The following is a 23,713-nucleotide window of genomic DNA, read 5'->3' as shown; positions in this document are numbered from 1 at the left end:
CGGTTACGTTGCCGAATCAAACTCCAGGGCCCCTCGTCCACAGCCTGCGATCCTCTGCCTCCATCTCGCAGGCTGCGGTTCCCGATTTGCTGGCAGCTGCTCCCGTCCACCGCTTGCGTCACATACAACTTTGTTCTATGTGTTCTATAACAAATATGGTATTATGCAATTGTTATATTAGACATAGAACAGGAGGTAGCATGATCATCCGCATAGACCAAGCGTCGCCGGACCCCGTCTATCAGCAAATTCGAGACCAGATCGTCGCATCCATCGCACACGGCGAACTGCTTCCCGCCGACAGACTGCCCAGCGTGCGCACCCTCGCAAGCGACTTAGGGGTCAACCTGCACACCGTGAACAAAGCCTACGCCGTCTTGCGAGACGAAGGCTACCTCGTCATGCGCGGCCGTTCTGGAGCGGTCATTGCCGATTTCCGACATGCCGCAACACCCGAACGCATTGCGGCAAATGCGGAGAAGCTCGAGGAAAGCCTCCGGCAGCTCGCTTTGGAGCATCGTGCCCAAGGAGGTACCGAGCAAACATTTCTCGAGGCGGCGCAGGCTCAGGCGAAACGCGTATTCGCAGGACAGAGCCCAGATGGAGCAAAGCGCGACGTACGCGTGCTCGGCCTTGACGAAAAAGACCGCCCGCTCACGAAAAAGCCCGCCGGCAAACCCGGCACGCTGAATGCAACACCCGCCGCGAAAGGAGCCCACTCATGACGATAGCCATCGCAACCATAGGCATGCTAAGCGCCACAACGCTTGCCACGGGGCTCCTGTTTGCCTTTACGCCCTACCTCATGCGCCGCAACGAATGCTTCGCGGTAACCGTACCCGCTTCCGCTCAGAGCAATCCGCGCCTTGTTGCCCTCAAGAAGCAATATACCCTGGTCATGAGCGTCCTCACGGCAATCGCAACCGTCGCCTCCTTAGCGGCCGGTGCGCTTCTTGTCTCAGGACGGGACGCAGCGGGCATAACGCTTCTTTGCGCTGCCCTTTTCGTTCCCCTTATTGCATCGTTTGCCCTGATGCTGCGCAATCGCAAGAAGGTGGCCGAGCTTAAGCGCACCGAAGGCTGGCAGGCACAGCACCAGCACGCAACCGCCCTCGCCGCCGAGCAAGACCTGCCGAAAGCTCTACCTCTGACCTGGAATCTTCTCTACATTCCCGTCATCTTGGCAACAATAGCCCTCGGGCTTGCGCTCTACCCTTCCATGCCCGACATGCTTCCCATGCACGCCGATTTCGCAGGAAACGTGAACGAGTACGTTCCTAAGACCATCGGCAGCGCCATCGGGTTTCCCGTACTAATTGAAGCCTTCTTGGCCGCCTGCATGATGCTTTCCCACTGGATGATTCTGCGTTCGAAGCGACATGCAGACCCGAACGCACCCGCCACGTCGGCGCTCGCCTATGGACTTTTCGCCCGGGCAGAAAGCGCATTTTTGCTGGTGGCCGGCATTCTCATTAGCGCTGGCATAGGCGTTGTGTTCCTGCTTTCTTCAGCAGGATTCATGAAACTTGGCCAAGCAGCCGCCCTCATCATTATCCTGTGCATCCCCATCGTCATTGGAAGCATCGCGCTGTCGGTGATTTACGGACAGGCGGGATCACGCGTCTTCAAGAGAATGCAAGCCAGCGATGAGCTTCTGACGGATGACGACGAACATTGGAAGCTCGGCATCTTTTACTTCAACAAGGAAGACGCCAGCGTCTTTCTGCCCAAGCGCTTCGGCGTCGGCTGGACGATAAATTTCTCCCGACCTGCCGCATGGGCCGTCGTGATTGGATTCGCGGCGATTACCGCAGCCTTCCTCGTGGCCGTTTTCACGCTCGTGGAATAAACCCGCATTTGACACGGCGCCTGACGACGAACGGCGTGCGATGTATCCGACGTGCGGCAAAATCCACCAGGCAATTCGACAACGAGAGCCTCTTCTTTTCCCTCAAGTTGTTTTTCGCCTTCTTTTTCTCAAGTTTCGGGCGGTTTGTATCATCGGAAAAACCACCCTATCCTCTTCAGCTTGACGATAATCTACATATAATGCTCAAATGTTGATTATCGTCGGCAAGGGGAAGGGAACGAGCGCGAGTAGCAAGCCGCCATTGATACAAACCGCGGATAACTTGAGTTTCAGGACGCGATAAGCCCATACGCCACCGATTAGCAAAACCACGCGACGGCCCTTACAGGAGAGCCATCTCCGTCTTTCAGCGGCAGGGGGAAGCAGCTGAAATCAAACAACCCCCTGCCGCACGCATCAAGATTCGTCAGGTTCTCTATATTCACGATTGCACGATGTGCAAAAAGCCTCTTATGCCTGGTGAGATTTTCGTCGGCTATAGGGTCGAGTCCAATGACGTCGAAGCCGATGCCTTTGTAGTCGCCCGCAAGAATGAAGTCGAGCACTTCGTCGTCTATACAGGGGTATTCGCCGAAGTACTCGAGGCTTCCCCAGTATTGATCCCAGCCCGTATTGAACAGAAGGAAATCGGCCTCTTCGGCCGCGTCTCCGCACGCACGCACGTGCTCCATAGTGATAAACTCGCCTTCGCCCAGACCGCGGCAATCAACAACCACCGCCTTGCCTATGAACTGGCTCGCGGGAAATTCATCGAGCGTCATGCCGTTGGCGAACAGGTGCGCCGGCGGGTCCATATGCGTTCCCGTATGAGTGAACATCTGCAGACACGTTTCTTTGAAGCCGTCCGCGTCATAGGTGCTCCCTGGCAGAAACTTCGGCGTTTCCGTTCCCGGATATACGGGCATATCCTCTTTAATCACGTGAGTAAGATCGACGACCCTCATGACGAATCCCCCTTTCGAGCGTTCGTAACTGCTGCACCGACTATACCACGCACACAAGACATGGATATATGCCTCGTCTTGCAACCGTCGCGCCTTGCTCAACCCCTTGGCCTGCGCAGCACGACGTTTCAATCGGAATGCTCGCCCTTTACGCGTGATGCTCTCCCTCCAGCTCGGACACATCGTGCACGGGAGGCTCGAGCCCCTCGATCGCGATGCCATTCTTCTCGGCATAATCCCAAAGCGCCGCATAAATGGCTTCTTCGGCAAGAAGCGAGCAGTGCATCTTCACTGGAGGAAGGCCGTCGAGCGCTTCGGCCACGGCTTTGTTGGTAACGGCCAGAGCGTCCTGGATGTTCTTGCCCTTGACCAGCATGGTCGCCATGGAGCTTGTCGCAATTGCAGCGCCGCAGCCGAACGTCTTGAACTTCGCATCGCGGATCACCTGGTTTTCGTCGATGTCCAGATACACGCGCATGATGTCGCCGCATACGGCATTGCCCACCGTTCCGCAGCCGCTAGCATCTTCAATCTCGCCCACATTGCGCGGGTTCAGGGAATGGTCGATCACCTTGTCGGAATAATTCATTGCCATGGTATTTTCTCCTGTCGAAATCCTGTATGAAACGAAACTCGATACGCGCAGACCCTATGCTGCGCCCGCCCTGCCAATTACGGCGTCTTCGTCGCGATCGATTATGGATCCGATCTCGCCGCGTTCGTAATCGGCGTACAGCGGGCTCATGGAGCGCAGGGTCTCGACCGTCTTCGCCAGCTTGTCCACCGCATCGTCAAGCTGCTCGGAGGTCGTTTCCCTGCCGAGCGTCATCCTTACCGACCCGTGCGCAATCTCATGTGGAAGCCCGATCGCCAAAAGAACGTGGCTCGGATCGAGAGAGCCACTCGTGCATGCAGAGCCCGAAGACACGCATACCCCGCGCATGGCCATCTGGAGAATGATTCCTTCGCCCTCGATGAATTCGAAGCTCACATTGATATTGTTCGCAAGCCTGCGCTCGGCGCTGCCGTTGAGGCGCACATGGGGAATCTCGTTGAGAATCCTTTCGATCGCACGGTCGCGCAGCGCCTCCTGACGCTCGTGTTCAGACGCACGCTCCTCCCACGCAAGCTGAGCCGCCTTGCCGAAGCCAACGATTCCCGGCACGTTCTCCGTCGCCGCGCGCTTGCCGCGCTCCTGCTGTCCGCCATCAATCAGGTTCTCGATCTTCACCCCTTTGCGAACGTACAAAAACCCGACGCCTTTCGGCCCGTACAGCTTATGGGCGCTTGCGCTCATAAGGTCGACGCCCAAATCCTTCACGCGAATGTCTTCGTGGCAATACGCCTGCACAGCGTCGGTATGGAACAGTACGCCATGCTCGCGGGCGATGCGGGCAAGCTCGGCAATGGGTTGGATGGTGCCGATTTCGTTGTTGGCGTACATGATGGAGGCAAGAACGGTATCGGGACGAATGGCCTTTTCAAACGCGACGGGATCGACCAGGCCGAATTCATCGACGGGAAGATAGGTGACCTCAAAGCCCTCTTTCTCAAGAGCCTGGCATGTATGAAGCACGGCATGATGCTCGATAGCGCTCGTGATAATATGCCTGCCCTTGCCAGCCGCCGCTCGAGCCGCGCCCTTCACGGCCCAGTTGTCGGCCTCGGAGCCTGACGCCGTGAAATAGATTTCTGCGTCTTTCGCTCCGATCGTGTCGGCGATGATTTCTCTGGCCTCGGAGACCACATCGGCGGCATCCTGCCCCAAATCGTAAATCGAAGAAGGGTTGCCATACTGCTCGCAAAAATACGGCTTCATGGCTTCGAAGACTTCCGGACGAACGCGCGTCGTCGCCGCGTTGTCGAGATATACACCCTGCATTGTTACCTCCAGATTAAATCCTAGTAATTTAATAGGCTTTATCCTAAGTTCGTCTTGTTCAATGTCAAGTACATCGCTAGACTTTTTAAAAGAACGCAACAGGGCGGCAACATTTGCACCCTGCATGCAGGCGGAAAGACAATCGCGACAGCGCAAAAGCGATTCGTGCGAAAACACCTCTCCCGCAAGCATGGATGCAGATGAAACGCTACGCACAGAAACAGGAAGAACATGAGGATCGCAACGAAAACACGCTACGCGCTTCGCTTCATGATCGATTTGGCCGAACACGAATCCGAAGGCCGCATACCCATGAAAAAAATCGCCGAGCGTCAGCTCATCTCGAAGAAGTACCTGGAGCAGGTTGTCGCCCCTCTGTCGGAGGCAGGGCTTATCACCGTCACCCGCGGAGCGACGGGCGGCTATGCAATCGCCCGCCCCGCCCGTGAGATAACCTTAGACGAAATCGTCCAGGCAACCGAGGGAGATCTGTATCTGCTCGATTGCCTCGAAGGATCGTTCGACTGCCCCTTGAGCATGCGATGTAGCACCCAGCGCGTTTGGAAGGGCCTGGAACACGCCGTGACATCCTACCTGCGCGGCATCACCCTCGAAGACGCGCTGGACCTTGAACCAAGCGTCGACTAACGGCTCCCGTACGCAACGGCGGCGCGCAATAGCGCATTGCTCGCCACAAGACGATGCCGCAAGACGGCGCATCGCGCTGCGGCCGCACGCACAGCACGCTGCGGACGCACGTCGTGCATCGGATTTCGCATACGAACCCAGGAAGGCATTCCCATGATTTATTCCAGCATCGACCAGCTTGTCGGAAACACCCCTCTTCTCGACGTCACGAACGCATTCGGCACCAAGGGCCGCATCCTTGCGAAGGTGGAATACTTCAACCCCATCGGGTCGGTAAAAGACCGTATCGCCGTCGCCATGCTCAACGATGCCGAAGAAAAATGCCTGGTCAGACCAGGAGCAACCATCGTCGAGCCCACCAGCGGCAACACCGGCATCGCGCTTGCCGCCTTCGCCGCCGCACGCGGATACCGCATGATCCTCACCATGCCCGAAACCATGTCCATCGAACGACGCAAGCTCGCGCAGGCCTACGGCGCCACAATCGTGTTGACACCTGGCGCAGACGGCATGAAGGGAGCCATCGCGAAAGCGCATCAGATTGCCGAAGAAACTCCGGGGTCTTTCATTCCCTCCCAGTTCACAAACCCCGCCAACCCCGCCGTTCACGAGCGCACCACCGGCCCCGAAATCTGGCGCGACACCGAGGGCAAGGTAGACGCTCTGGTCGCCGGCGTAGGAACGGGCGGCACGCTTTCGGGCACGGGAAGGTTCCTGAGAAAACAGAATCCCGACGTTCGCATCGTCGCCGTCGAGCCCGCCGCCTCTCCCGTTCTCTCCCGCGGAGAATCCGGCCCCCACAAGATCCAGGGCATCGGCGCCGGATTCGTCCCCGACACGCTTGATACCGAGCTGTTCGATGAAGTGATCGCCGTCGAAAACGACGACGCCTTCGCCTACAGCAGGAAGGTCAGCGCGCTCGGCCTGCTCGTCGGCATCTCCTCGGGCGCGGCGCTCAAGGCCGCATCCGAGCTTGCCTCGCGCCCCGAGTTCGAAGGAAAGAACATAGTCGTGGTTTTGCCCGACACCGGTGAGCGCTATCTTTCCACTCCGCTGTTCGACCAACAATAAACCCTGCGCAAACGCAGCAAGGCCCGCCGCCGATTACCGCATCGACGACGGGCCTTGCCTTGAAGCGACGCGAACGCTACAGCGCAGCCGCGCCCAAACGCTCGATTCCCGCATCCGACGAAACGACTTCGGGAAATACGGATGTGAACTTGTCAGCCATGGGCTTGTCGCACTCGTATGCAATGCCCACGGCAGGACCCACATGCACGCCGATAACTGGGCTCGCAGGAACCACGGCCACATCTCGGCCGATGAGCGGGCGGATTACGTCGCGCGCCCATTCCTCAGCGGGCTGTTTCGACCCGATATAGTGCACGGCAATATTCCTCAGGCCATGTTCCTCCATATCCTGCCTGAGGATTCCCACCATCTTATCCATGGCCTTTTTCTGCGTACGAACCTTCGCGTACGTCGACGCCACGCCATCTTTCACGGTAAGAATGGGCGAGATGCGCAAAGCGTTTCCAAGCAGCGCCGACGCTCTGCCGATTCGGCCGCCCTTTTCAAGGAAACGAAGCGACTCGGGGGCGAAAATGAAACGGGTGCTCCGCACGCGCTCGCACACATGCTGGGCGCATTCGTGCAGGCCCATGCCCGATGCCGCCGCCTTGGCCGCAGAGACAACCGGCCACCCCAGCTCCATGCAGTTGGTAAGGCTGTCTACGACGGCAAAGCGGAATGACGCATGTCTCTCCACAGCGCCTTTCGCGGCGCGTACGACGCTTTCGAACGTGCCCGACATCTTGCTGCTCAGAAACACGCCCAAAACGTCGTCCCCCGCTTTGGCCGCGTCCTCGAAGACGCGTTCGATTTCCGACAAAGCAGGCTGGCTTGAGGTGGGAATGTTATCCGCCATTTCGTAAATGTCCGCATAGAATTCGTCGAGGTCCATGCTGCTTTCCTTGTACTCTTTTCCGTCATGGTTGACGAAAAGGCTGAAAAGCTCGATGCCGTGCTCCTCCCTCAAAGAACGGGGAATCGACGAAGTGGAGTCGGTTATCACGCGGATCATGCGGCTTGCACCTCTCTGAAAAATCGCAGGTTTTTACAAAACGACGGAATATGGAGAACAGTCTTCCCGTTCTGTGTATTCTCGCAAACCACAGTGTATCGACTTGGGCCGATTTGTGAACGGTGTCGCAGCATTTGTTTTGTCCCCGACACCAAGCGTGCGCATGCGTCCTATTCCGCCATGCGCATACGCACGCTCATATCGATGGGCTTTGCGGTATACGGCGCCGTGGTGGCAAGGCCGTCTACGCCCGTTGCGGCATAGTCGGCGGCGTTACCGGGATTGATTCCCCCTGCCCCGATAATGGTCAGGCGAGGATCGATCGAACGCAGCTCTTTCACTAATTCGGAAAGCTCTTGGACGGAAAGCTTGTCTACTTGGACCCCATCCACGCCAGTCCACGGAATAGCGCCTTCCGATTTCGCGCAGGCTCGGGCGCTTTCGGCGTTCACGCGCGCAAGCGCTATCGCACGCTGGGCGTCAACTTCCACGAAAAGCTTTTTCTCTACGCAACGCGGACGGATGGACGGCAACTGCTCGACGAAGGCGTCGAACCCGCCGAAAAACGTGAGGTGATGGTCGAACACCAGCACGGTCTCGGAAAGGCCGAGTCTGTGCGGATACGCCCCGCCGGCAACAACCGCCTCGATGAGCAGATCTTTCACGCCCGGCATGCTTTTGCGCGTGGTCAGCACTTCGCACGCGGGGTTGACCCCATGCACTGCGTCCACCATGGCTCGCGTCTTCGTGGCCACGGCCGAAAGATGGTCGAATACGTTCAGGCACACCTTCCAAGCCTGATGCAGCTGGGCGGCGGATCCGCGCACCGTCATGAAAGACTGCCCCGCCTCGAGGCGATCTCCCGAGCACGCCTCTTTCGCCACTTCGCATCCGAGCTTGGCCGCAATGCGCTCAGCGACCTCGACGCCCGCAAGCACGCACGTCTCACGCGTGAAATATTCCATCTCTCCGAACTCGTCCCCTATCCCAAGCACATGGCTCGTCAAATCGAGGTACGGAACGTCCTCGGCGATGATTCGGTCGATTCGTTCGTCGGACAAGGTAACCATGGCCGTCCGCCTTTCTTCGCTCTTTCCGCCTCATGTCGAACCATTGTACGTTCTTTCGAGTCGCAGCGCAGCATTGCGCACGAGAGACGACGAGCGCCAAGCGCTCTGCCCGAGTTCTCCCGGGTCGTGCGTGTCTTTGTCGTGAATACCTACTTTCCAAAAGGCTCTATCACTGCACAGGCGTACAATGTTGCACTTCCGCGTCTCGAAATCTATCGAATATCGTCTCGCAATCGCAACAACCGAACACATGAACGCCTTCCCGCATGCGTGCCGGAAGGGCTTTGCCGTTTTCGCCGATGCCGCGAAAAGGCTTCGCCATCGCGTTTTGAACCACACGGCAAAGGAGTCCCATGCAGCAACGCGACAAAATCAAGCCGATTCTGTTCAGCGTCATCAAGCACACGCCCAAAGACGAGCTGAAACGTCAGATTCCCAAAGACATCGTGTCGGGCATCATGGTCGCCATCGTGGCACTGCCGCTTTCCATCGCGTTGGGTATCGCTTCGGGCGTCGGGCCCGAGCAGGGTCTCTACACCGCCATCGTGGCCGGCTTCGTCATTGCACTGTTCGGCGGAAGCCGTGTGAACGTATCGGGCCCCACTGCCGCCTTCGCCGCCATCGTGGCCGGCATCGTGGCAACCGACGGGCTCGAAGGGCTTGTGGCCGCCACCATCATCGCCGGCGTGCTGCTCGTGCTCATGGGCCTGTTCAAGCTGGGCGCCATCATCCGCTTCATCCCCTACACCATCACCACCGGATTCACCGCCGGTATTGCCGTGACGCTGCTCATAGGCCAGCTTAAAGACCTGCTGGGGCTTTCGTTTCCCGAAGGAACCCCCACGGTGGACACCGCTGACAAGCTTTCGGCGATCGCTGCAAACGCAGGAACCTTCAACGTCGAAGCACTCGTCGTAGGCGTCGTATGCCTGGTCATCCTGTTCGGCTGGCCGCACATCAACGAGCGCATCCCCAGCTCGCTTGTCGCCCTTGTGGCGGGAATCGCCCTGGTCAACGGCCTCGACATGAACGTCAACACCATCGGCGACCTCTACGCCGTCAACGCCGGCGTCCCTGAATTCCACATCCCCGTGCTCAGCGTAGATCTGTTCCGTGAACAGCTGGCCAACGGCATCACCATTGCCATCCTGGCGGCAATCGAGTCCTTGCTCTCCTGCGTCGTGGCGGATTCTATGATCAGCTCCCACCACCGCTGCAACATGGAGCTCGTGGCCCAGGGCGCAGGCAATATCGCATCGGCCCTGTTCGGAGGCATTCCCGCCACCGGCGCCATCGCGCGTACCGCCGCCAACGTGAAAAACGGCGGGCGCACGCCCATCGCCGGCATGACGCATGCGCTGGTGCTCCTGGCGGTGCTCGCGTTCCTCATGCCATACGCCGCCTACATTCCCATGCCCACCATCGCCGCCATCCTGCTGCATGTTGCCTACAACATGTCCGGCTGGCGCAACTTCGTCCATCTGTGCAAGACGGCATCGCACGGCGCAGTCGCCACGCTGCTGGTCACTTTCGCCTTGACCGTGATTGTGGACTTGGTGGCCGCCATCGCCGTAGGAATGCTGATCACCGTGGTTCTGTTCATGAAGATGGTGAGCGAAGAGACCGAGGTCAGAGGCTGGAAGTATTATTGCGACGAAAACTCCGAGGTCACACACCTGCGCGAGCTGCCCAAGAGCGTGCGCGTGTACGAGATCAACGGCCCGATGTTCTTCGGCATGACCGACCAGATCGCCGATATTTCGGTCAAGGAGTTCACGAAGTACCTGATCATCCGCATGCGCGGCGTGCCTTCGCTTGATTCGTCGGGCATGAACGCGCTTGAGAACCTCTACGGCTATTGCCACGAAAACGGCGTGAGCCTGATCTTTTCCCACGCCAACGAGCAGCCCATGAAAACTATGCGCCGCGCCGGCTTCGTGGACCTGGTGGGCGAAAACCACTTCCGCGCCAACATCGATGACGCCATCGCTTTCGCCCGCGAGCTCCTCGACAAGGAAAAGCAGGCGAAGTCCTAGCGCTCGAGCATGTAGCATTCGTCTGCCAAAGACGACGTGGAGGCGCGGTGGCTCACGAGCACCATGATCTTGCCTTCACGATGGCAATGAAGGGCGTTGAGCACCCGGGCTTCGCTCAGGCTGTCGAGATTCGACGTCGGTTCGTCCAGCAGCACGAAAGGCGCATCGTGCAAAAAGACGCGCGCCAAGCCGATGCGCTGGCGCTCGCCGCTCGAAAGCGCAGACCCTAGCTCCCCCGCTTGCGTATCGAGCCCGTCCGGAAGGCGCGCTATAAGCTCGTCGATGTCGGCCTTGCGGCACGCTTCGAGAATCTCCTCATCCGTCGCACCCGGCTTGACCAGGGCGATGTTATCGCGAAGCGTTCCTGCGAACAAATGCGTATCTTGCGTCATATAGGACTGCGTGGCGCGCAGCGAGCTCGTGTTCACCCGCTTTACGTCCTGCCCGTTTATCGCCACGAAGCCCTGCTTCGGATCCCAAAATCTCATCAGCAATTTGCACAGCGTCGACTTGCCCGTGCCGCTTCGGCCGCGAATCTGAACGATGCTGCCCGGCGCCACGCGCATCGTCACGTTCTCGAACACCGGCTTTTCGCCATACCCGAACGTAACATTGTTCGTCTGGGCGCCATGGAAGCCATTCAGCACAACGCCGTCGCGCACTTCCTCGGTCTGAGGGGCCTCGTCGACAAGCCCTATCACACGCTCGCCCGACGCCAGCGTCTGCTGCAGCGTGGTTCCTAGCCTCGAAACGGCGATGAACGGCCCAAACCCCGACATCAGAAGCGCCTGGGCAATCATGAACTGCGGCGCATCGATCGCGCCTGCGGCAAGAAGGGCACATCCGACCAGGGCGCATGCCACATCCCCCCCGATAACCAGCACGTCGGTCATCGCATCGCTCACGGCGCTCCTCATGCGCAGCTTCACGCTGATCGCACGCAATGCGTCCATGCGCGCATCCAGCATTTCGGCGCGCGACGCCTGGCATCCGTATTGGATCGTCTCGTTAATCCCTCGCAGGCTTTCAAGCATGAAGGCGTTCATAGATCCGACGGAATCGCGTTGCTCGCGGCCCAGCCTCGAACACAGGCGAGACCCCGCAAAAGGAACGACCAGAGCTATTGCCGCATAAAGCGCCACCGCGAGCACGGCGAGCCACAGCGACTGGAGTCCAAGCGCAACCGCCATCCCTGCGGCCATCACCGCTGCTATCAGAACGGGAGAGACGGTATGTGCGTAGAACACCTCAAGCAGCTCGATATCCGCAGTGACGAGCGACATCAGATCGCCCTTGTCTCGTCCTTCGAGTTTCGCCGGGGCAAGGCGGCGAAGCGCCGCGAACACCTTGTCGCGAATAAGCGCCAACAGCTTGAAGGCGATGTAGTGGTTGCAGATCTGCTCGCCGTAATGAAGCGGGCCGCGCAAAAGCGATGCGACGGCTATGCCTGCCGCAAGCGCAGGAAAGACCGTATCGACCCCGGCGAACGCAAGGCCCATGCCCCATGCGCCTATGACCGTGCCGAGCATCGAGGCAACGAACCCCGCCACGCCAAGCAGCACCGCCAAAGCCATGAACGGAGCAAGAGGCGCGATAAGCCCGATTATGCGAGAAACGACGCCCAAAGCCGACATGCCGCGGGCGTTCTCCTTCGCCGCCGAAGAACAGGAAGCACACGCTTCGAGATTCGGCTCACGGTGCACGGGCGCTTCACAGTCCAACTCGCGGTGCACGGGCGCATCGTCGCAAAAGGGCACGTCACCAACGCCCTTGTCCTGAGCAAAGCGCTCGAGCTCGCGCTGCTGCTCAACCATACGGCGATACACGCCGCCCTCTTCCATGAGCTGCATATGAGGGCCATGCTGCACAACGCGGCCGTCCTGCATCACATAAATCGCATCGGCCCGTTCCACGCTGCTCAAACGGTGGGAGATCATCACGACCGTCTTCCCGCGCTCGGCCAGGTCATAAATTACCCGAAGAATGGCGGCCTCGCTTTGCGCGTCAATGCTCGAAGTCACTTCGTCGAACACGTAGATTTCCGCATCGTGGAGCAAGGCGCGCGCCAGGCAGATGCGCTGGCGCTGGCCGCCCGAAAGATTAGACGCGCCCTCGGCCACGTGCATGTCGAGGCCGCCTTTCGCCTGCACGAAATCCCAAGCGCCCACCTCAACAAGAACCCGCCTGGCCTCTTCGTCGGAAGCGTGCGGATTGCCCATGAGCAGGTTATCCCGAAGCGTGCCTTTGAACAGCACGCCATCGAACTCGACCGAAGTGAGCGTTTGCGCCAAGGAAGCGCGATCGGCCTTTTGAAGCGGCACGTCGCACACCTGAACGTCTCCTTCGAAACGGGCGTTGCGGCCGGCGAGCACGCCCGCAAGCGTGGATTTGCCCGATCCGCTTTCTCCCACAACGGCGACAAGCTGCCCCGCCTTGACGCGAAAATCCACGCTGTCGAGAATCTTGCGCGTACCGTCGTAGGAATACGAGAGCTTTTCGCAGCGGATTTGGGGCGTACGCCCTGCAAGGCTTACGCCTCCTTCTTCGGGCTCTTCGATTCCCAGCAGATCGAACATCCTGTCCGCCGCCGCCATGCCGTTCATGGCTGTGTGGAAAAGAGACCCGAGGGCGCGCATGGGCAGGAAGAACTCGGCAGAAAGGAATACGATGGAGAACGCGGCGGCAAAACTCAAATTACCATGGAGGAACTGGTGCAACGCCAGGCATATGCCCACCGCCGCGCCGCCGTATGCCAGCACGTCCATGATCGTGATGGAGTTCAACTGCAGGCGAAGCACGCGCATCGTTGCGCGGCGAAAGCCCTCGGCCTGTTCGTTCATCAGCTCATGACGAGCTTCGTCAGCCTGATAGATTTTGAGCGTGGTAAGGCCCTGGATATTCTCGAGGAAGCTTCCGCCCAGATCAAGATAACTCCCCCAGTAGCTTCGCATGACCCGTTTCGCCATTTTCTGAAACATCACTATAGAGACGGGAATAAGAGGCACGCACACGAGCAGCGCAAGCGCGGCAGAAAAAGAAAAAGGCGCGAGAAAGACAAACAGCGTAAGAGGCGCAAGAAGCGCATAGAAAAACTGCGGGAGGTACGAGCCGAAATACACCTCGAGCTGTTCGACCCCTTCGACGCCTATCTGCACGACCTGGCTGCTCGCGACGTGCTCCGTGTACGAGGGCCCCATTTTGACGAGCTTGTCGTACACCTTGCCGCGGATGAGCTTTTTCGCCCTGCCGGAAACCTCGGCGCCCACACGCTGTGCAGCGATGGAGGTCGCGACGCGAACGACGATGCTCGCGACGCACAGGAAAAGAAGGGTTTGACCGGACAGCCCAAGCCCAGCCAGAACATCGGGGGCGGCCGAGGGGATAACGTAGGCTTCCGCCAAAGCTTGCTGGATAAACAATCCAAGGGATACGAAAACCACGATATTGGCCACGAGGGCAAGCCATTTCAAGCCGACGATAGCGGCAATCATGCGCCCCGATCCATCCACGAGCGCAAGCAGTCGTTTGTCGAACATCGATCTCCTTAAAACGGTATTGACGAATAACGGCATCAAAGTTAGCTTAGTGTAACATATTATTACCATGGGCTAACTTTTAAGAAAACAAACCAGAACTTGTCGTCTATTCGAAAGGAATCGAATGAAACGAGCGAAAAGCTGCGGCTTGATCACCCTCGGATGCGCCCGCCTCTCGCTGAGCACGATAGGTCTTGTCCTGCCGGTGCTTCCTACCGTTCCCCTTTACCTCGCAACGCTCTTCTGCTTTGCACGCGGCTCCAACCGCTTGCATCGCTGGTTCCAGAAAACAAGTCTGCATCGCAAGCACCTCGAGCCGTTCGTCAGAACAAAAGCCCTCACGCTTAGAAACAAACTCGCGGTTATGACAAGCCTCACCCTGTTCATGGGAACAGGCTGCTTCATGATGCAAGGCCTTCTTGCCGCCCAACTCGTCCTCGCCGCCGTCTGGGCGTTCCATATCTGGTACTTCACCGTGCGCATCAAAACGCTGGCAGCAAACCGCTAGCCCCGAACAGCCCCCTTGCCATGACTTTTGAAGGCCGGACGGCTACACTGGTGGCCGCAACAAAGACCGAACGGGAAAGAGGGTCGCAAACGCCAGCCATGCATAATCGAACCACCTCTTCAAAACGCCTCGACATCTCCAACAAAGACCAGCTTTTCGCCGCGGACAAGCAGCGAGACATCGCCCTGTGCGGCCGCTCGCTCGCCGAGCCCGGAACGACGCGCTTTTCAAGGCAAGGCGCCCACGACCCCACCCCAACTCCGTATTTCATCTTGGAGAGCCTCTTTTCCGACCTGGAATTCTTCGACGATTCGCACCTTCTCGACGTCGGATGCGGCACGGGGCGCGTCCTGTCGTTCTTCGTTCAATCAGGCCTTCCCGGGAAAGCCACGGGCATAGAGCTCGACCCCGATATCGCCGAATACGCTCGCGCCTGGACCCGACGCTTCGAAAACGTCGACGTGCTTTGCGGCAATGCGCTCGAAATGCCGCTTGCCGCCTTCACGCACGTGTATCTTTTCAACCCCTTCGACACCAACGTGCTCATGCAGTTCATCATGAAAATCGAGGCGGAAGCACGCCGGTCGCTCACGCTTGTCCACATGTCCGACAACGGAGAGACCTATTCCTATATTGGAAGAAGCGGCTGGAGTCTCCTTCGCCAGGGCGAATTTCAGTCGTACCGAACCGCCACGGGGCGTTCGTTTCACGTCTATGACTGCCCGCAGCATTTCTCCATCTGGCGGTTCGACCCCGAAGCGTAACCGAACCGAGCATCGCCTTGCCCCGATAGAAATCGCCCCGCAACGCAAGCCCTCGAAAGAAGCGAGAATCCTCGGCGCAGCAGCGGTGCGCCATGCGCGAAAAAACGCTCGTCAACAAAGGCGCGCACGCCCATGCGCGTTGGCAGCACGCCTATCCATGCCGCCAATACACCCACATGCCCGCACGTGCTATCGGCGCGCCCGCCGCCCATGCGCGCCGCGCTATCGCGCCCGCACACGCCATCAACGTGTCCATGCACGCTATCGACACGTCCATCCACACCATCGACGCCCATGCATGCAATCGACACGTGCCCCACACGTGTACCACGCCGTTATCTCGCTCGCACACACTATCGATACGCCCCATCCATGCTATTTAAGCAGTTTTTGACAGCCCGTTTGCCACTTTCTACGAAATAGTATGGATTTCGCCGAGCACTCAGAAAGACAGTGCTGGCGAGTCTAAGAAACCCCTGGTCACAGGCTTGCTACTGCAACGAACGCTCCTCGCTTCGAGCTTGACCCATACTATTTCGTCGTTACGTGCATTTGCCGTGTCAAAAACGCACGAAATAGCATGGATTGGATGCGCGCAAGGCTCGGTACCCGGGGATTGTCAGAGCTCGACGGCGCACGGTCGCCGGGGCCGCCAGGACCCGGAGCTTCCAGAAGTCGCCGGAATCGCCGGGAGTCTGGAGCTCTCCGGGGTCGCTAGGCGCGCCCAAAGCGACCGCTCGCGCGTTTTTGAGCAACTGCACGAAAAATCTGATATTATACGCGACCAGGTAGAGGTGCGCCTTTCATCAGTAACCTTGCATCCATGCTGAGGCAAGCGCAAGGCGAAAGGGAACGGCGCCGAAGGACGGCCGAAGCCTCACCGGTCGATCCTGGGGCGCAGCGAAACACGCTGCGCACTGTCGCACAACGCGGAGAGCTGCCATGGTCGAGAGCCAACGCACGCCTAAAAAGGCTTGCTTTTTTTGACGCCCAACCATGTCCCAAGCTTGATGCAGAAAGGAACGGACGTGGAATTCGTCAACTCAGCCTGGGCTCTCGCTCCGGCAATCATCGCCATCGTCTTGGCGCTCGTCACCAAAGAAGTGTACGTATCTTTGTTCGTCGGCATCGTCATGGGCGCCCTGCTCGTCGCAGGATTCAATCCCGTGACCACGCTCGATACCATTGTCGGCGAGGGACTCGTGCCCGCCGTCGCCGATAACGCCGGCATCTTCATCTTCCTTGTCGTGCTTGGCATGCTCGTCGCCTTGGTCAACACAGCCGGCGGCGCCGCGGCGTTCGGCCGCTGGGCAGGCACCCATGTGAAATCTCGCGTCGGCGTGCAGATTTCCGCCTTCATCCTGGGCTGCCTCATCTTCGTGGACGACTACTTCAACTGCCTGACCGTAGGCTCCGTCATGCGCCCGCTTACCGACAGCAAGAACGTCTCCCGCGCAAAGCTCGCTTTCATTATTGACGCAACCGCTGCACCCATCTGCATGATTGCACCGGTCTCTTCCTGGGCTGCCGCCGTTTCCGGCGTTGCGCAAGACCTTGGCGTCAACGGCATCGAGCTGTTCATCCAGGCCATTCCGTTTAACTTCTATTCGCTGCTCATGATCGTCTTCGTGATCGGCCTCATCTTCCTGAACTTCGACTATGGCCCGATGGCGAAAGCTGAACTCGAAGCCTATCGCGACGGTAGGCTCGGCTCCCTCGAGGAAGAAAAACCCGTCGGCAATCCGAAGGCAAGCTTGTGGGATATGCTGCTTCCCATCCTTGTGCTGATCGTCTGCTGCATCGGCGCTATGCTTTACGTGGGCGGCTTCTTCGGCGGCGACGCCAACGGCAACGTCATCGAGGCCTTCGGCAACACCGACGCCTTCGCGGCTCTTCCGTGGGGTTCCCTGATTGCCGTCACCTTCACCTTCCTGTACCTGATCGCCCGTCGCGTGCTCAACCTGAAGACCGCTTCCGAGGCGTTCGTTGCAGGCTTCAACGCCATGGTTCCCGCCATTTTGGTGCTCACCTTCGCCGTCACCCTGAAAAACATGACGTCGCTTCTGGGCGCCGACGTGTTCGTCGCCGGCTTGGTCGAAGGAGCCGCTCCGGGGCTGTTCAACCTACTGCCCGCCGTCATCTTCCTAGTTGCCGTCTTCCTGGGCTTTTCCACGGGTACCAGCTGGGGTACCTTCGGCATCCTGATTCCCATCGTGATGCCGATTTTCGCCAACGACCCCACCCTGCTGATCATCGGCATCTCCGCATGCTTGGCAGGCGCTGTCGCAGGCGACCACTGCTCGCCCATTTCCGACACCACGGTCATGTCGTCCGCTGGCGCGAACATGCTCCATGTCGAGCACGTCTCCACGCAGCTGCCCTACGTCATCACTATGGCTTGCGTCTCTTTCGTGATGTTCGTCATTGCAGGCTTCGTGCAGAACGCCTTCATCTGCCTACCGCTTGGCGCCGCGCTCACCATAGGCGTGCTGATCGTTTTGAAGAAGAAAATCGGAAAAAGCGTCAAAGACCTCGAGCCTTTCAACAAAGAAGCGGCCGAAGCCTAGAACATAGCCTATCCACCACTGAATCGACCGAAGCGACCCGTCACTGCGCAGGTCGCTTCGTTTATGTACGCGCACGGCACCACGCGAATTGGGCTATAGTGTGATAATTCACTTGAAACAAAGAGGTTCTCATGACCGAATGGCTCGTTAGAAAATTCGTCAAAAACCACGATGACGTGGAAAACCCCCGTGTCCGCACGGCATATGGTACGTTCGCAAGCATTGTCTGCATCGTGTGCAACATCGTCCTTTGCGCGGCAAAAGGCACCATAGGAGCCGTCGCGGGGTCGGTGGCGATCGTGGCCGACGCGCTCAACAACCTCTCCGACGCATCGAGCAACATCATCTCGCTTCTCGGCTTCAAGCTCGCTAGCAAGCCGGCGGATGCCGAGCACCCCTACGGCCACGGACGCTTCGAGTATCTCTCGGGCCTTGCCGTCGCCGTGCTCATCCTCATCATCGGCGTAGAGCTTGTTCGCTCCTCGTTCGAGAAGATACTCTCGCCCGAACCCGTTGAATTCAGCATCGCCATCGTGGCGGTTCTTGCACTTTCCATCCTCGTGAAACTTTGGATGGCCCTGTTCAACAAACGCATCGGCGCGCGAATCAACTCAAGCACGCTCATGGCCACCGCCGCCGACTCGCGCAACGACGTCATAGCGACCGCCGCCGTGCTCGCCGCCACCCTTGCCTCCGAATTCCTCGGCATCAACCTCGACGGCTGGGCGGGCCTCGCCGTAGGCGCCTTCATTATCTACAGCGGCGCCGAACTTGTCCGCGATACGATAGACCCCCTGCTCGGAAAAGCTCCCGACCCCGAATTCGTCCAGCATATCTACCGCAAGATAACCAGCTATCCCGGAGTGCTCGACACGCACGACCTCATCGTCCACGATTACGGTCCCGGCCGACGCTTCGCAAGCGCCCACGTGGAGATGGCCGCCGAAATGGACCCGCTCAAAAGCCACGACATCATCGACAACATAGAAGAGGCGTTTCGCGAAGAGGAAAACATCCTTCTCGTCTTGCATTACGACCCCATCGTCACATCGGATGAGGCCGTCGGCAATCTGCGCAGATGGATCATGGAAAACATCCGACGCATAGACCCGCGCCTAATCATCCACGACCTGCGCATCGTTCCCGGCCCTACGCATACCAACGTCATCTTCGACGTGCTCAGACCGCCCGGCCTCGCCCTCGGCAACGAAGAGCTCGTGCGCCGCGTATCCGAAATCGTGCAAGAGCGCGAGCCGCACGCCGTTTGTAAGATAACCGTGGACGACAGCTTCGCATCGTCGAAATAAAGAGCGGGGTGCGGCTCATCGAGAACCGCACCCCCGCCTGAGAAACCGTTCAAACGAACGGCGCCCATTCGCATTCGCTGCCTATCTCTCCTCGCCTTCACGCGACAAGAAGGTTTGCGGCATCGGCAAAACCACCTCTACGACAGCTATTCCTTCTCGGCTATTTCTCCATGGCGATAGGCTTCAAGCAGCGCACCCAAATCGGCAATTTGGGCTTTAAGCTCTTTGCCCTTGTCGGTATCGGCGACTAGCGTGCGCTTCTTCATGCTTTCGACCACGCGCGTAGAAGAGAATATGTCGAGCTCTTTCGCCACGGCAGCCTTCGTCGACTCCAACGGCTCGTGCGCCGCCAGGATGATGTCGTAGGAATTGGAAATGAGCGTGTATCCCGCAATACCCGTGGTGGGCTGATAGGCTTTCGAGAAGCCGCCGTCGATGGTCAGCACGCGCCCGCCGCACTTCACCGGGTCTTCGCCGTCTTTCACCTTCACCGGCACATGACCGCATATGATGCGCGACGTTTTGGGGTCGAGCCCGAAATCCTCGAAAATGCCCGCCATCACGGCTTCATCGTTCAAGAACGTATAAAACGGATTCTTCACCTCTTTGCGAGCAGCTTTGTCGGCGATCAGATACAGCTCGAACGTCGCCATCTTGCTCTTCGCAAACAACGGAGATCCCTGGCCAAGCCACATGTACCACATGAGGTCTCGTCCGCGTTTGCGCATTTCGGGATTGGAATCGAAAAATCCCGCGCGCACATAGCGCTCCATGACGTCGTAAAGCGCACGGCCCTTGTATTTCTCTCCAAAGACCTCCGTCTCCATGAGGGACCCGTCAGCGTTAAGCGGCACGCACGCATGGAAAAGCAGGTTGCCGTTGTGAACCTTGTACAGACTTCCCGCCTCAAGGAAGAACCGCATATGGCGCTGGAGCTTTTCGCAGTTCACGAACGCCTGCTCAAGGCGCTGCATGACCTCCTCCTCTTCGGGGGTCAAGCGATACGGGTCGTCCGGGTCGACCGTGGGAAACACAGTGTCGGTCAGTTCGTATTCAATGCCGTCGACAACAACCGTGCCTTTGTCAAAATCGATTTTGTGCAAAAGCTTGCGGTCTTCAAGCCCGAATCCGGGGTTTTCATCAATAAGCTGCGCCTCCACTTTGAACTGGATGATGGCCATGGCTTTCTGGATTTTGACGTTGAGCTCCGTCTCCTGCGCGGAAAGGCCGGGGTTGCCCTTCAGACCGAACGCCACACAGGGGTCGTCCGCGTAAGCGGTCTGCGCGAACGATGCAAGCGGCAGGATGTTAATGCCGTAGGCGTCCTCGAGAATGGAGAGGTTGCCGTATCGCGCGCAATTGCGAACCACATGGGCAATACAGCCGCGCTGGCCGAGAGACGCGCCCATCCAGACGATGTCGTGGTTGCCCCATTGGATATCGAGCGAATGATAGTCCATGAGCGTATCCATGATGGTATGCGGATACGGGCCGCGGTCGTAGATGTCGCCGACAATGTGCAGATGGTCGATCACCAGGCGCTGGATTAAAAGACAGAGTGCTTCGATGAGGGCAGCGCCGCGATTCGTCCCGATCACCGCATGGATGATGGCCGCGTAATAGGCCTGCTTGTCCACGCCGTAGCGGTCTTCGGTCATCAGCTCTTCAATGATGTAGGCGAAATCCTCAGGAAGTGCGCGGCGAACCTTCGACCGCGTGTACTTCTGGGCGGAGCGCTTGCAGACAGACACCAGTTGGGGAAGCACAGTCGCAAACCATTTCTCATGGTCTTCCACCTGGGACAACACCAGCTCCATGCGCTCGCGAGGATAATAGATTAGCGAGGCCAGCGAGCGCTTCTCCTCCGCGCTCAGCGTATCGCCGAATACGTCCTCTATTTTCAGGCGAATAGAGCCCGACCCGTTGCGGAGAATGTGCGAGAAGGCTTCGTATTCCCCATGGATGTCGGAAGCGAAAAACTCGGTTCCCTTTGGAAGATTCAGCACGGCGCTTAGATTGATGATTTCCGCCGACGCCTTCGCGGCAGAGGGAAACGATCGGGAAAGAAGCTCTAAATACCGCTTTTCCGCTGTATCCATTGCGCATCTCCTTCAGCTCGGATAGAACACGTTCTATTCTATGGTACCGCCGTATAGGCAACGTCGCCCGAGACGCTGCCAAGCGGCGCATGCAAAAGCCAAACGGCGCAGGCACCAAGAGAAGCCGGAGCATATATGCTGGACATCAACCGCACCATCGCGCAGGAGCTTTCCGTCTCCCCCGCACAGATCGAATCTGTCATCAAGCTGATAGACGAAGGCAGCACCATTCCCTTCATAGCCCGATACCGCAAAGAGGCCACAGGAGGCCTGGACGATACGCAGCTTCGAACCCTCGAAGAACGCCTGACGTACCTTCGCAACCTGGAAGCGCGCAAGGCCGAAATCCTCAACTCCATTGAAGAGCAGGGAAAGCTCACCGATGAGCTGCGTGCATCCATCGAAGGCGCCACCGTTATGCAGCGCGTGGAAGACTTGTACAAGCCTTTCAAGAAGAAGCGAGCGACCCGCGCATCGAAAGCGCGCGAAGCGGGGCTCGAACCATTGGCCGACCTCATTCTCACTCAAGCGCGAACAGGGAAAAGCGCTCTTGAAACGGCCGCCGCATTCGTCGATGCCGAAGGGGGGTTCGCCACGGCCGAAGCGGCCCTGCAAGGTGCCAAGGATATCGTGGCCGAAGTCATCGCGGACGACGCAGAACATACCGCCGCGCTGCGCGCCTTCACGAAAAAGACCGCAACGATGGCCGTGGAAGCCACCGACGGCGAGGAAAAGAGCGTCTACGAACCCTACTACGATTTTTCCGAGTCCGCGCAGCGCATACCGAACCATCGCGTGCTCGCCATCAACCGAGGCGAAAAGGAAGGCAAGCTTCGCGTTCGCGTGCGCACGGACCAAGATGCCGCGATTGACCAACTGGGCCGTCGCATCGTCCGACACAACGGGGTCTTCGCCGAGGCTCTCGACGAGGCAATCGCGGACAGCTACAAACGCCTCATAGCTCCTTCGCTCGAACGCGAGCTGCGCAGCGAGCTTACCGAACGGGCGCAAGCCGACGCCATACGCGTCTTCGCCAAAAACACCGAGAGCCTTCTTCAGCAGCGCCCCGTGAAAGGCGCGCGCATCATCGCGCTCGACCCCGGATACCGCACGGGCTGCAAAGTGGCCGTACTCGACGAGTTCGGCAAGCTGCTCGATTACACCACGGTCTATCCCACCCCTCCGCGCCGTGACATCGAAGGGACGAAGAGAACGCTCGACTCCCTGGTCAAACGCCACCGCATCAACACCATCGTCATCGGCAACGGCACAGCAAGCCGCGAAACCGAGGAGGTAGTGTCGGGATTCATCGCGCAATCGTCCGCCGAGCTGCGCTACACCATCGTGAACGAAGCGGGGGCATCGGTGTATTCCGCGTCCAAGCTCGCCAGCGAAGAATACCCCGACCTCGACGTAACCACGCGCGGAGCCATGAGCCTGGGGCGCCGTCTGCAAGACCCCCTGGCCGAACTGGTGAAAATTCCACCCCAGTCGATCGGCGTGGGACAATACCAGCACGACCTGAACCAGGCGGAGCTCGGTCGTGCGCTCGGCGATGTGGTGGAGCGCGTCGTGAACCGCGTCGGAGTTGATCTGAACACCGCAAGTGCAAGCCTGCTCGGCTACGTTTCAGGCATCTCGCCCGCCGTCGCGAAAAACATCGTCGTCTACCGCGAGGAAAACGGCGCCTTCACCGATCGCAAGCAGTTGAAGAACGTCCCCAAGCTCGGGCCTAAGGCGTTCCTCAATTGCGCAGGATTCCTCCGCATCTCGGACGGCGCCAACCCTCTTGACGCCACAAGCGTCCATCCCGAAAGCTACGCAATCGCAACCGAGCTGCTCAAGCGCGCAGGCGTCAAACCCTCCGCTCTCTCCGCAGGAGGCGTCCCGGATATCGCCAAGCGCATCGGAAACGTTGCAACCTTGGCGGATGAACTCGGATGCGGCGTCCCCACCCTACGCGATATCGTCGCCGAACTCGAAAAGCCCGGCCGCGATCCGCGCGATGATGCACCCGAGGTCGTGTTCAGCAAATCGGTAACGAGCCTCGACGACCTGAACGTCGGCATGGAGCTGACGGGCACCGTGCGCAACGTGGTCGATTTCGGCGCCTTCGTCGATATCGGCGTGAAGCAGGACGGCTTGGTGCACATATCCAAGCTGTCGGATCGCTTCGTCAAGCATCCGAGCGAAGTCGTTTCCGTCGGCGACACCGTTACCGTCTGGATCGAGAAAATCGACAAAGAGCGGGGCAAGATATCGCTCTCTATGGTGAAGGAAAAATAACCGCTACAGGGCCGCTTCGCGCAATCGAGGCGGCCCTGCCCCGATGGGAGACGGCTGCCCGCATTGACAAACGCCACGAATCCTCTCAAGATGCGTAATAACCGAGGGGAAGG

17 protein-coding genes and 1 riboswitch are annotated in these 23,713 nt (G+C 58.8%); of the genes, 10 read left to right on the top strand and 7 right to left on the bottom strand.

Going from position 1 to position 23,713, the window contains the following annotated elements; genetic code table 11:
- Nucleotides 1–200: 200 nt before the first annotated feature.
- Both HMPREF9451_RS01675 and HMPREF9451_RS01670 read left to right on the top strand, forming a co-directional pair.
- A complete protein-coding gene (locus HMPREF9451_RS01675) occupies nt 201–725 on the top strand; it encodes a GntR family transcriptional regulator (protein ID WP_009138566.1) in 525 nt (174 codons plus the stop codon).
- Nucleotides 722–1,849, top strand: a complete 1,128-nt coding sequence (locus tag HMPREF9451_RS01670; protein WP_009138565.1) for a DUF1648 domain-containing protein — start codon at nt 722–724, stop codon at nt 1,847–1,849. Before HMPREF9451_RS01675 ends, HMPREF9451_RS01670 begins: the two co-directional genes overlap by 4 nt.
- 320 nt (nt 1,850–2,169) lie before the next feature.
- Here HMPREF9451_RS01670 and HMPREF9451_RS01665 read toward each other — a convergent pair whose 3' ends face one another.
- From HMPREF9451_RS01665 to nifS, 3 genes are all read right to left on the bottom strand, one after another.
- Nucleotides 2,170–2,814, bottom strand: coding sequence for a cyclase family protein (locus tag HMPREF9451_RS01665; RefSeq protein WP_009138564.1), 645 nt, complete (start codon nt 2,812–2,814; stop codon nt 2,170–2,172).
- Nucleotides 2,815–2,962: 148 nt separating this feature from the next.
- Nucleotides 2,963–3,409 (bottom strand): Fe-S cluster assembly scaffold protein NifU, encoded by a 447-nt coding sequence (gene nifU / locus HMPREF9451_RS01660; RefSeq protein WP_009138563.1) that lies wholly within the window; start codon nt 3,407–3,409, stop codon nt 2,963–2,965.
- Nucleotides 3,410–3,463: 54 nt separating this feature from the next.
- A complete protein-coding gene (gene nifS, locus HMPREF9451_RS01655; protein ID WP_148508454.1) occupies nt 3,464–4,696 on the bottom strand; it encodes a cysteine desulfurase NifS in 1,233 nt (410 codons plus the stop codon).
- Nucleotides 4,697–4,927: 231 nt separating this feature from the next.
- Between nifS and HMPREF9451_RS01650 the strand changes: the two genes are divergently transcribed.
- Both HMPREF9451_RS01650 and cysK read left to right on the top strand, forming a co-directional pair.
- Entirely contained in the window at nt 4,928–5,344 is a 417-nt protein-coding gene (locus HMPREF9451_RS01650; protein WP_009138561.1) for an RrF2 family transcriptional regulator, read from the top strand.
- 153 nt (nt 5,345–5,497) lie between these two features.
- Nucleotides 5,498–6,415 (top strand): cysteine synthase A, encoded by a 918-nt coding sequence (gene cysK, locus HMPREF9451_RS01645; protein WP_009138560.1) that lies wholly within the window; start codon nt 5,498–5,500, stop codon nt 6,413–6,415.
- A gap of 76 nt (nt 6,416–6,491) precedes the next feature.
- On the opposite strand, the gene HMPREF9451_RS01640 is transcribed toward cysK, so the two are convergent.
- A complete protein-coding gene (locus HMPREF9451_RS01640) occupies nt 6,492–7,427 on the bottom strand; it encodes a DegV family protein (RefSeq protein WP_009138559.1) in 936 nt (311 codons plus the stop codon).
- Nucleotides 7,428–7,597: 170 nt separating this feature from the next.
- Nucleotides 7,598–8,497 carry a ModD protein gene (modD, locus tag HMPREF9451_RS01635; RefSeq protein WP_009138558.1) on the bottom strand — a complete coding sequence of 300 codons (900 nt, stop codon included), beginning with the start codon at nt 8,495–8,497 and terminating at the stop codon, nt 7,598–7,600.
- Nucleotides 8,498–8,850: 353 nt separating this feature from the next.
- Between modD and HMPREF9451_RS01625 the strand changes: the two genes are divergently transcribed.
- The gene (locus HMPREF9451_RS01625; protein ID WP_009138557.1) at nt 8,851–10,533 is read left to right on the top strand and encodes a SulP family inorganic anion transporter; all 1,683 of its coding nucleotides are present in this window, start codon (nt 8,851–8,853) and stop codon (nt 10,531–10,533) included.
- Here HMPREF9451_RS01625 and HMPREF9451_RS01620 read toward each other — a convergent pair.
- Nucleotides 10,530–14,069 (bottom strand): ABC transporter ATP-binding protein/permease, encoded by a 3,540-nt coding sequence (locus HMPREF9451_RS01620; protein WP_009138556.1) that lies wholly within the window; start codon nt 14,067–14,069, stop codon nt 10,530–10,532. The genes HMPREF9451_RS01625 and HMPREF9451_RS01620 overlap by 4 nt on opposite strands.
- Before the next feature lie 124 nt (nt 14,070–14,193).
- Between HMPREF9451_RS01620 and HMPREF9451_RS01615 the strand changes: the two genes are divergently transcribed.
- From HMPREF9451_RS01615 to HMPREF9451_RS01595, 4 genes are all read left to right on the top strand, one after another.
- Nucleotides 14,194–14,577, top strand: coding sequence for a YbaN family protein (locus HMPREF9451_RS01615; protein WP_009138555.1), 384 nt, complete (start codon nt 14,194–14,196; stop codon nt 14,575–14,577).
- 98 nt (nt 14,578–14,675) lie between these two features.
- On the top strand, nt 14,676–15,341 hold the full coding sequence (locus tag HMPREF9451_RS01610; protein ID WP_009138554.1) for a class I SAM-dependent methyltransferase: 666 nt from the start codon (nt 14,676–14,678) through the stop codon (nt 15,339–15,341).
- 781 nt (nt 15,342–16,122) lie between these two features.
- Nucleotides 16,123–16,289, top strand: a riboswitch (Lysine riboswitch).
- Between the two features lie 80 nt (nt 16,290–16,369).
- Nucleotides 16,370–17,908, top strand: a complete 1,539-nt coding sequence (locus HMPREF9451_RS01600) for a Na+/H+ antiporter NhaC family protein (protein ID WP_009138553.1) — start codon at nt 16,370–16,372, stop codon at nt 17,906–17,908.
- Nucleotides 17,909–18,039: 131 nt separating this feature from the next.
- Nucleotides 18,040–19,215 (top strand): cation diffusion facilitator family transporter, encoded by a 1,176-nt coding sequence (locus tag HMPREF9451_RS01595; RefSeq protein WP_009138552.1) that lies wholly within the window; start codon nt 18,040–18,042, stop codon nt 19,213–19,215.
- A 146-nt stretch (nt 19,216–19,361) separates the two neighbouring features.
- Here HMPREF9451_RS01595 and HMPREF9451_RS01590 read toward each other — a convergent pair whose 3' ends face one another.
- Nucleotides 19,362–21,314 carry a fructose-bisphosphatase class III gene (locus tag HMPREF9451_RS01590; protein ID WP_009138551.1) on the bottom strand — a complete coding sequence of 651 codons (1,953 nt, stop codon included), beginning with the start codon at nt 21,312–21,314 and terminating at the stop codon, nt 19,362–19,364.
- Nucleotides 21,315–21,449: 135 nt separating this feature from the next.
- On the opposite strand from HMPREF9451_RS01590, the gene HMPREF9451_RS01585 reads away from it, so the two are divergent.
- On the top strand, nt 21,450–23,600 hold the full coding sequence (locus HMPREF9451_RS01585; protein ID WP_009138550.1) for a Tex family protein: 2,151 nt from the start codon (nt 21,450–21,452) through the stop codon (nt 23,598–23,600).
- Nucleotides 23,601–23,713 lie beyond the last annotated feature (113 nt).

This window comes from Slackia piriformis YIT 12062, from assembly GCF_000296445.1.
Classification (GTDB): domain Bacteria; phylum Actinomycetota; class Coriobacteriia; order Coriobacteriales; family Eggerthellaceae; genus Slackia; species Slackia piriformis.
This window is presented reverse-complemented; position numbering and strand designations above follow the sequence as displayed.

What these genes read in the sequence shown, in the direction of transcription:
- nifU (WP_009138563.1), bottom strand. Translation starts at nt 3,409, where the DNA reads ATGGCAATGAATTATTCCGACAAGGTGATCGACCATTCCCTGAACCCG.
- cysK (WP_009138560.1), top strand. Translation starts at nt 5,498, where the DNA reads ATGATTTATTCCAGCATCGACCAGCTTGTCGGAAACACCCCTCTTCTC.
- HMPREF9451_RS01590 (WP_009138551.1), bottom strand. Translation starts at nt 21,314, where the DNA reads ATGGATACAGCGGAAAAGCGGTATTTAGAGCTTCTTTCCCGATCGTTT.
- modD (WP_009138558.1), bottom strand. Translation starts at nt 8,497, where the DNA reads ATGGTTACCTTGTCCGACGAACGAATCGACCGAATCATCGCCGAGGAC.
- HMPREF9451_RS01670 (WP_009138565.1), top strand. Translation starts at nt 722, where the DNA reads ATGACGATAGCCATCGCAACCATAGGCATGCTAAGCGCCACAACGCTT.
- HMPREF9451_RS01665 (WP_009138564.1), bottom strand. Translation starts at nt 2,814, where the DNA reads ATGAGGGTCGTCGATCTTACTCACGTGATTAAAGAGGATATGCCCGTA.
- HMPREF9451_RS01675 (WP_009138566.1), top strand. Translation starts at nt 201, where the DNA reads ATGATCATCCGCATAGACCAAGCGTCGCCGGACCCCGTCTATCAGCAA.
- HMPREF9451_RS01585 (WP_009138550.1), top strand. Translation starts at nt 21,450, where the DNA reads ATGCTGGACATCAACCGCACCATCGCGCAGGAGCTTTCCGTCTCCCCC.
- nifS (WP_148508454.1), bottom strand. Translation starts at nt 4,696, where the DNA reads ATGCAGGGTGTATATCTCGACAACGCGGCGACGACGCGCGTTCGTCCG.
- HMPREF9451_RS01610 (WP_009138554.1), top strand. Translation starts at nt 14,676, where the DNA reads ATGCATAATCGAACCACCTCTTCAAAACGCCTCGACATCTCCAACAAA.
- HMPREF9451_RS01650 (WP_009138561.1), top strand. Translation starts at nt 4,928, where the DNA reads ATGAGGATCGCAACGAAAACACGCTACGCGCTTCGCTTCATGATCGAT.
- HMPREF9451_RS01625 (WP_009138557.1), top strand. Translation starts at nt 8,851, where the DNA reads ATGCAGCAACGCGACAAAATCAAGCCGATTCTGTTCAGCGTCATCAAG.
- HMPREF9451_RS01615 (WP_009138555.1), top strand. Translation starts at nt 14,194, where the DNA reads ATGAAACGAGCGAAAAGCTGCGGCTTGATCACCCTCGGATGCGCCCGC.
- HMPREF9451_RS01595 (WP_009138552.1), top strand. Translation starts at nt 18,040, where the DNA reads ATGACCGAATGGCTCGTTAGAAAATTCGTCAAAAACCACGATGACGTG.
- HMPREF9451_RS01640 (WP_009138559.1), bottom strand. Translation starts at nt 7,427, where the DNA reads ATGATCCGCGTGATAACCGACTCCACTTCGTCGATTCCCCGTTCTTTG.
- HMPREF9451_RS01620 (WP_009138556.1), bottom strand. Translation starts at nt 14,069, where the DNA reads ATGTTCGACAAACGACTGCTTGCGCTCGTGGATGGATCGGGGCGCATG.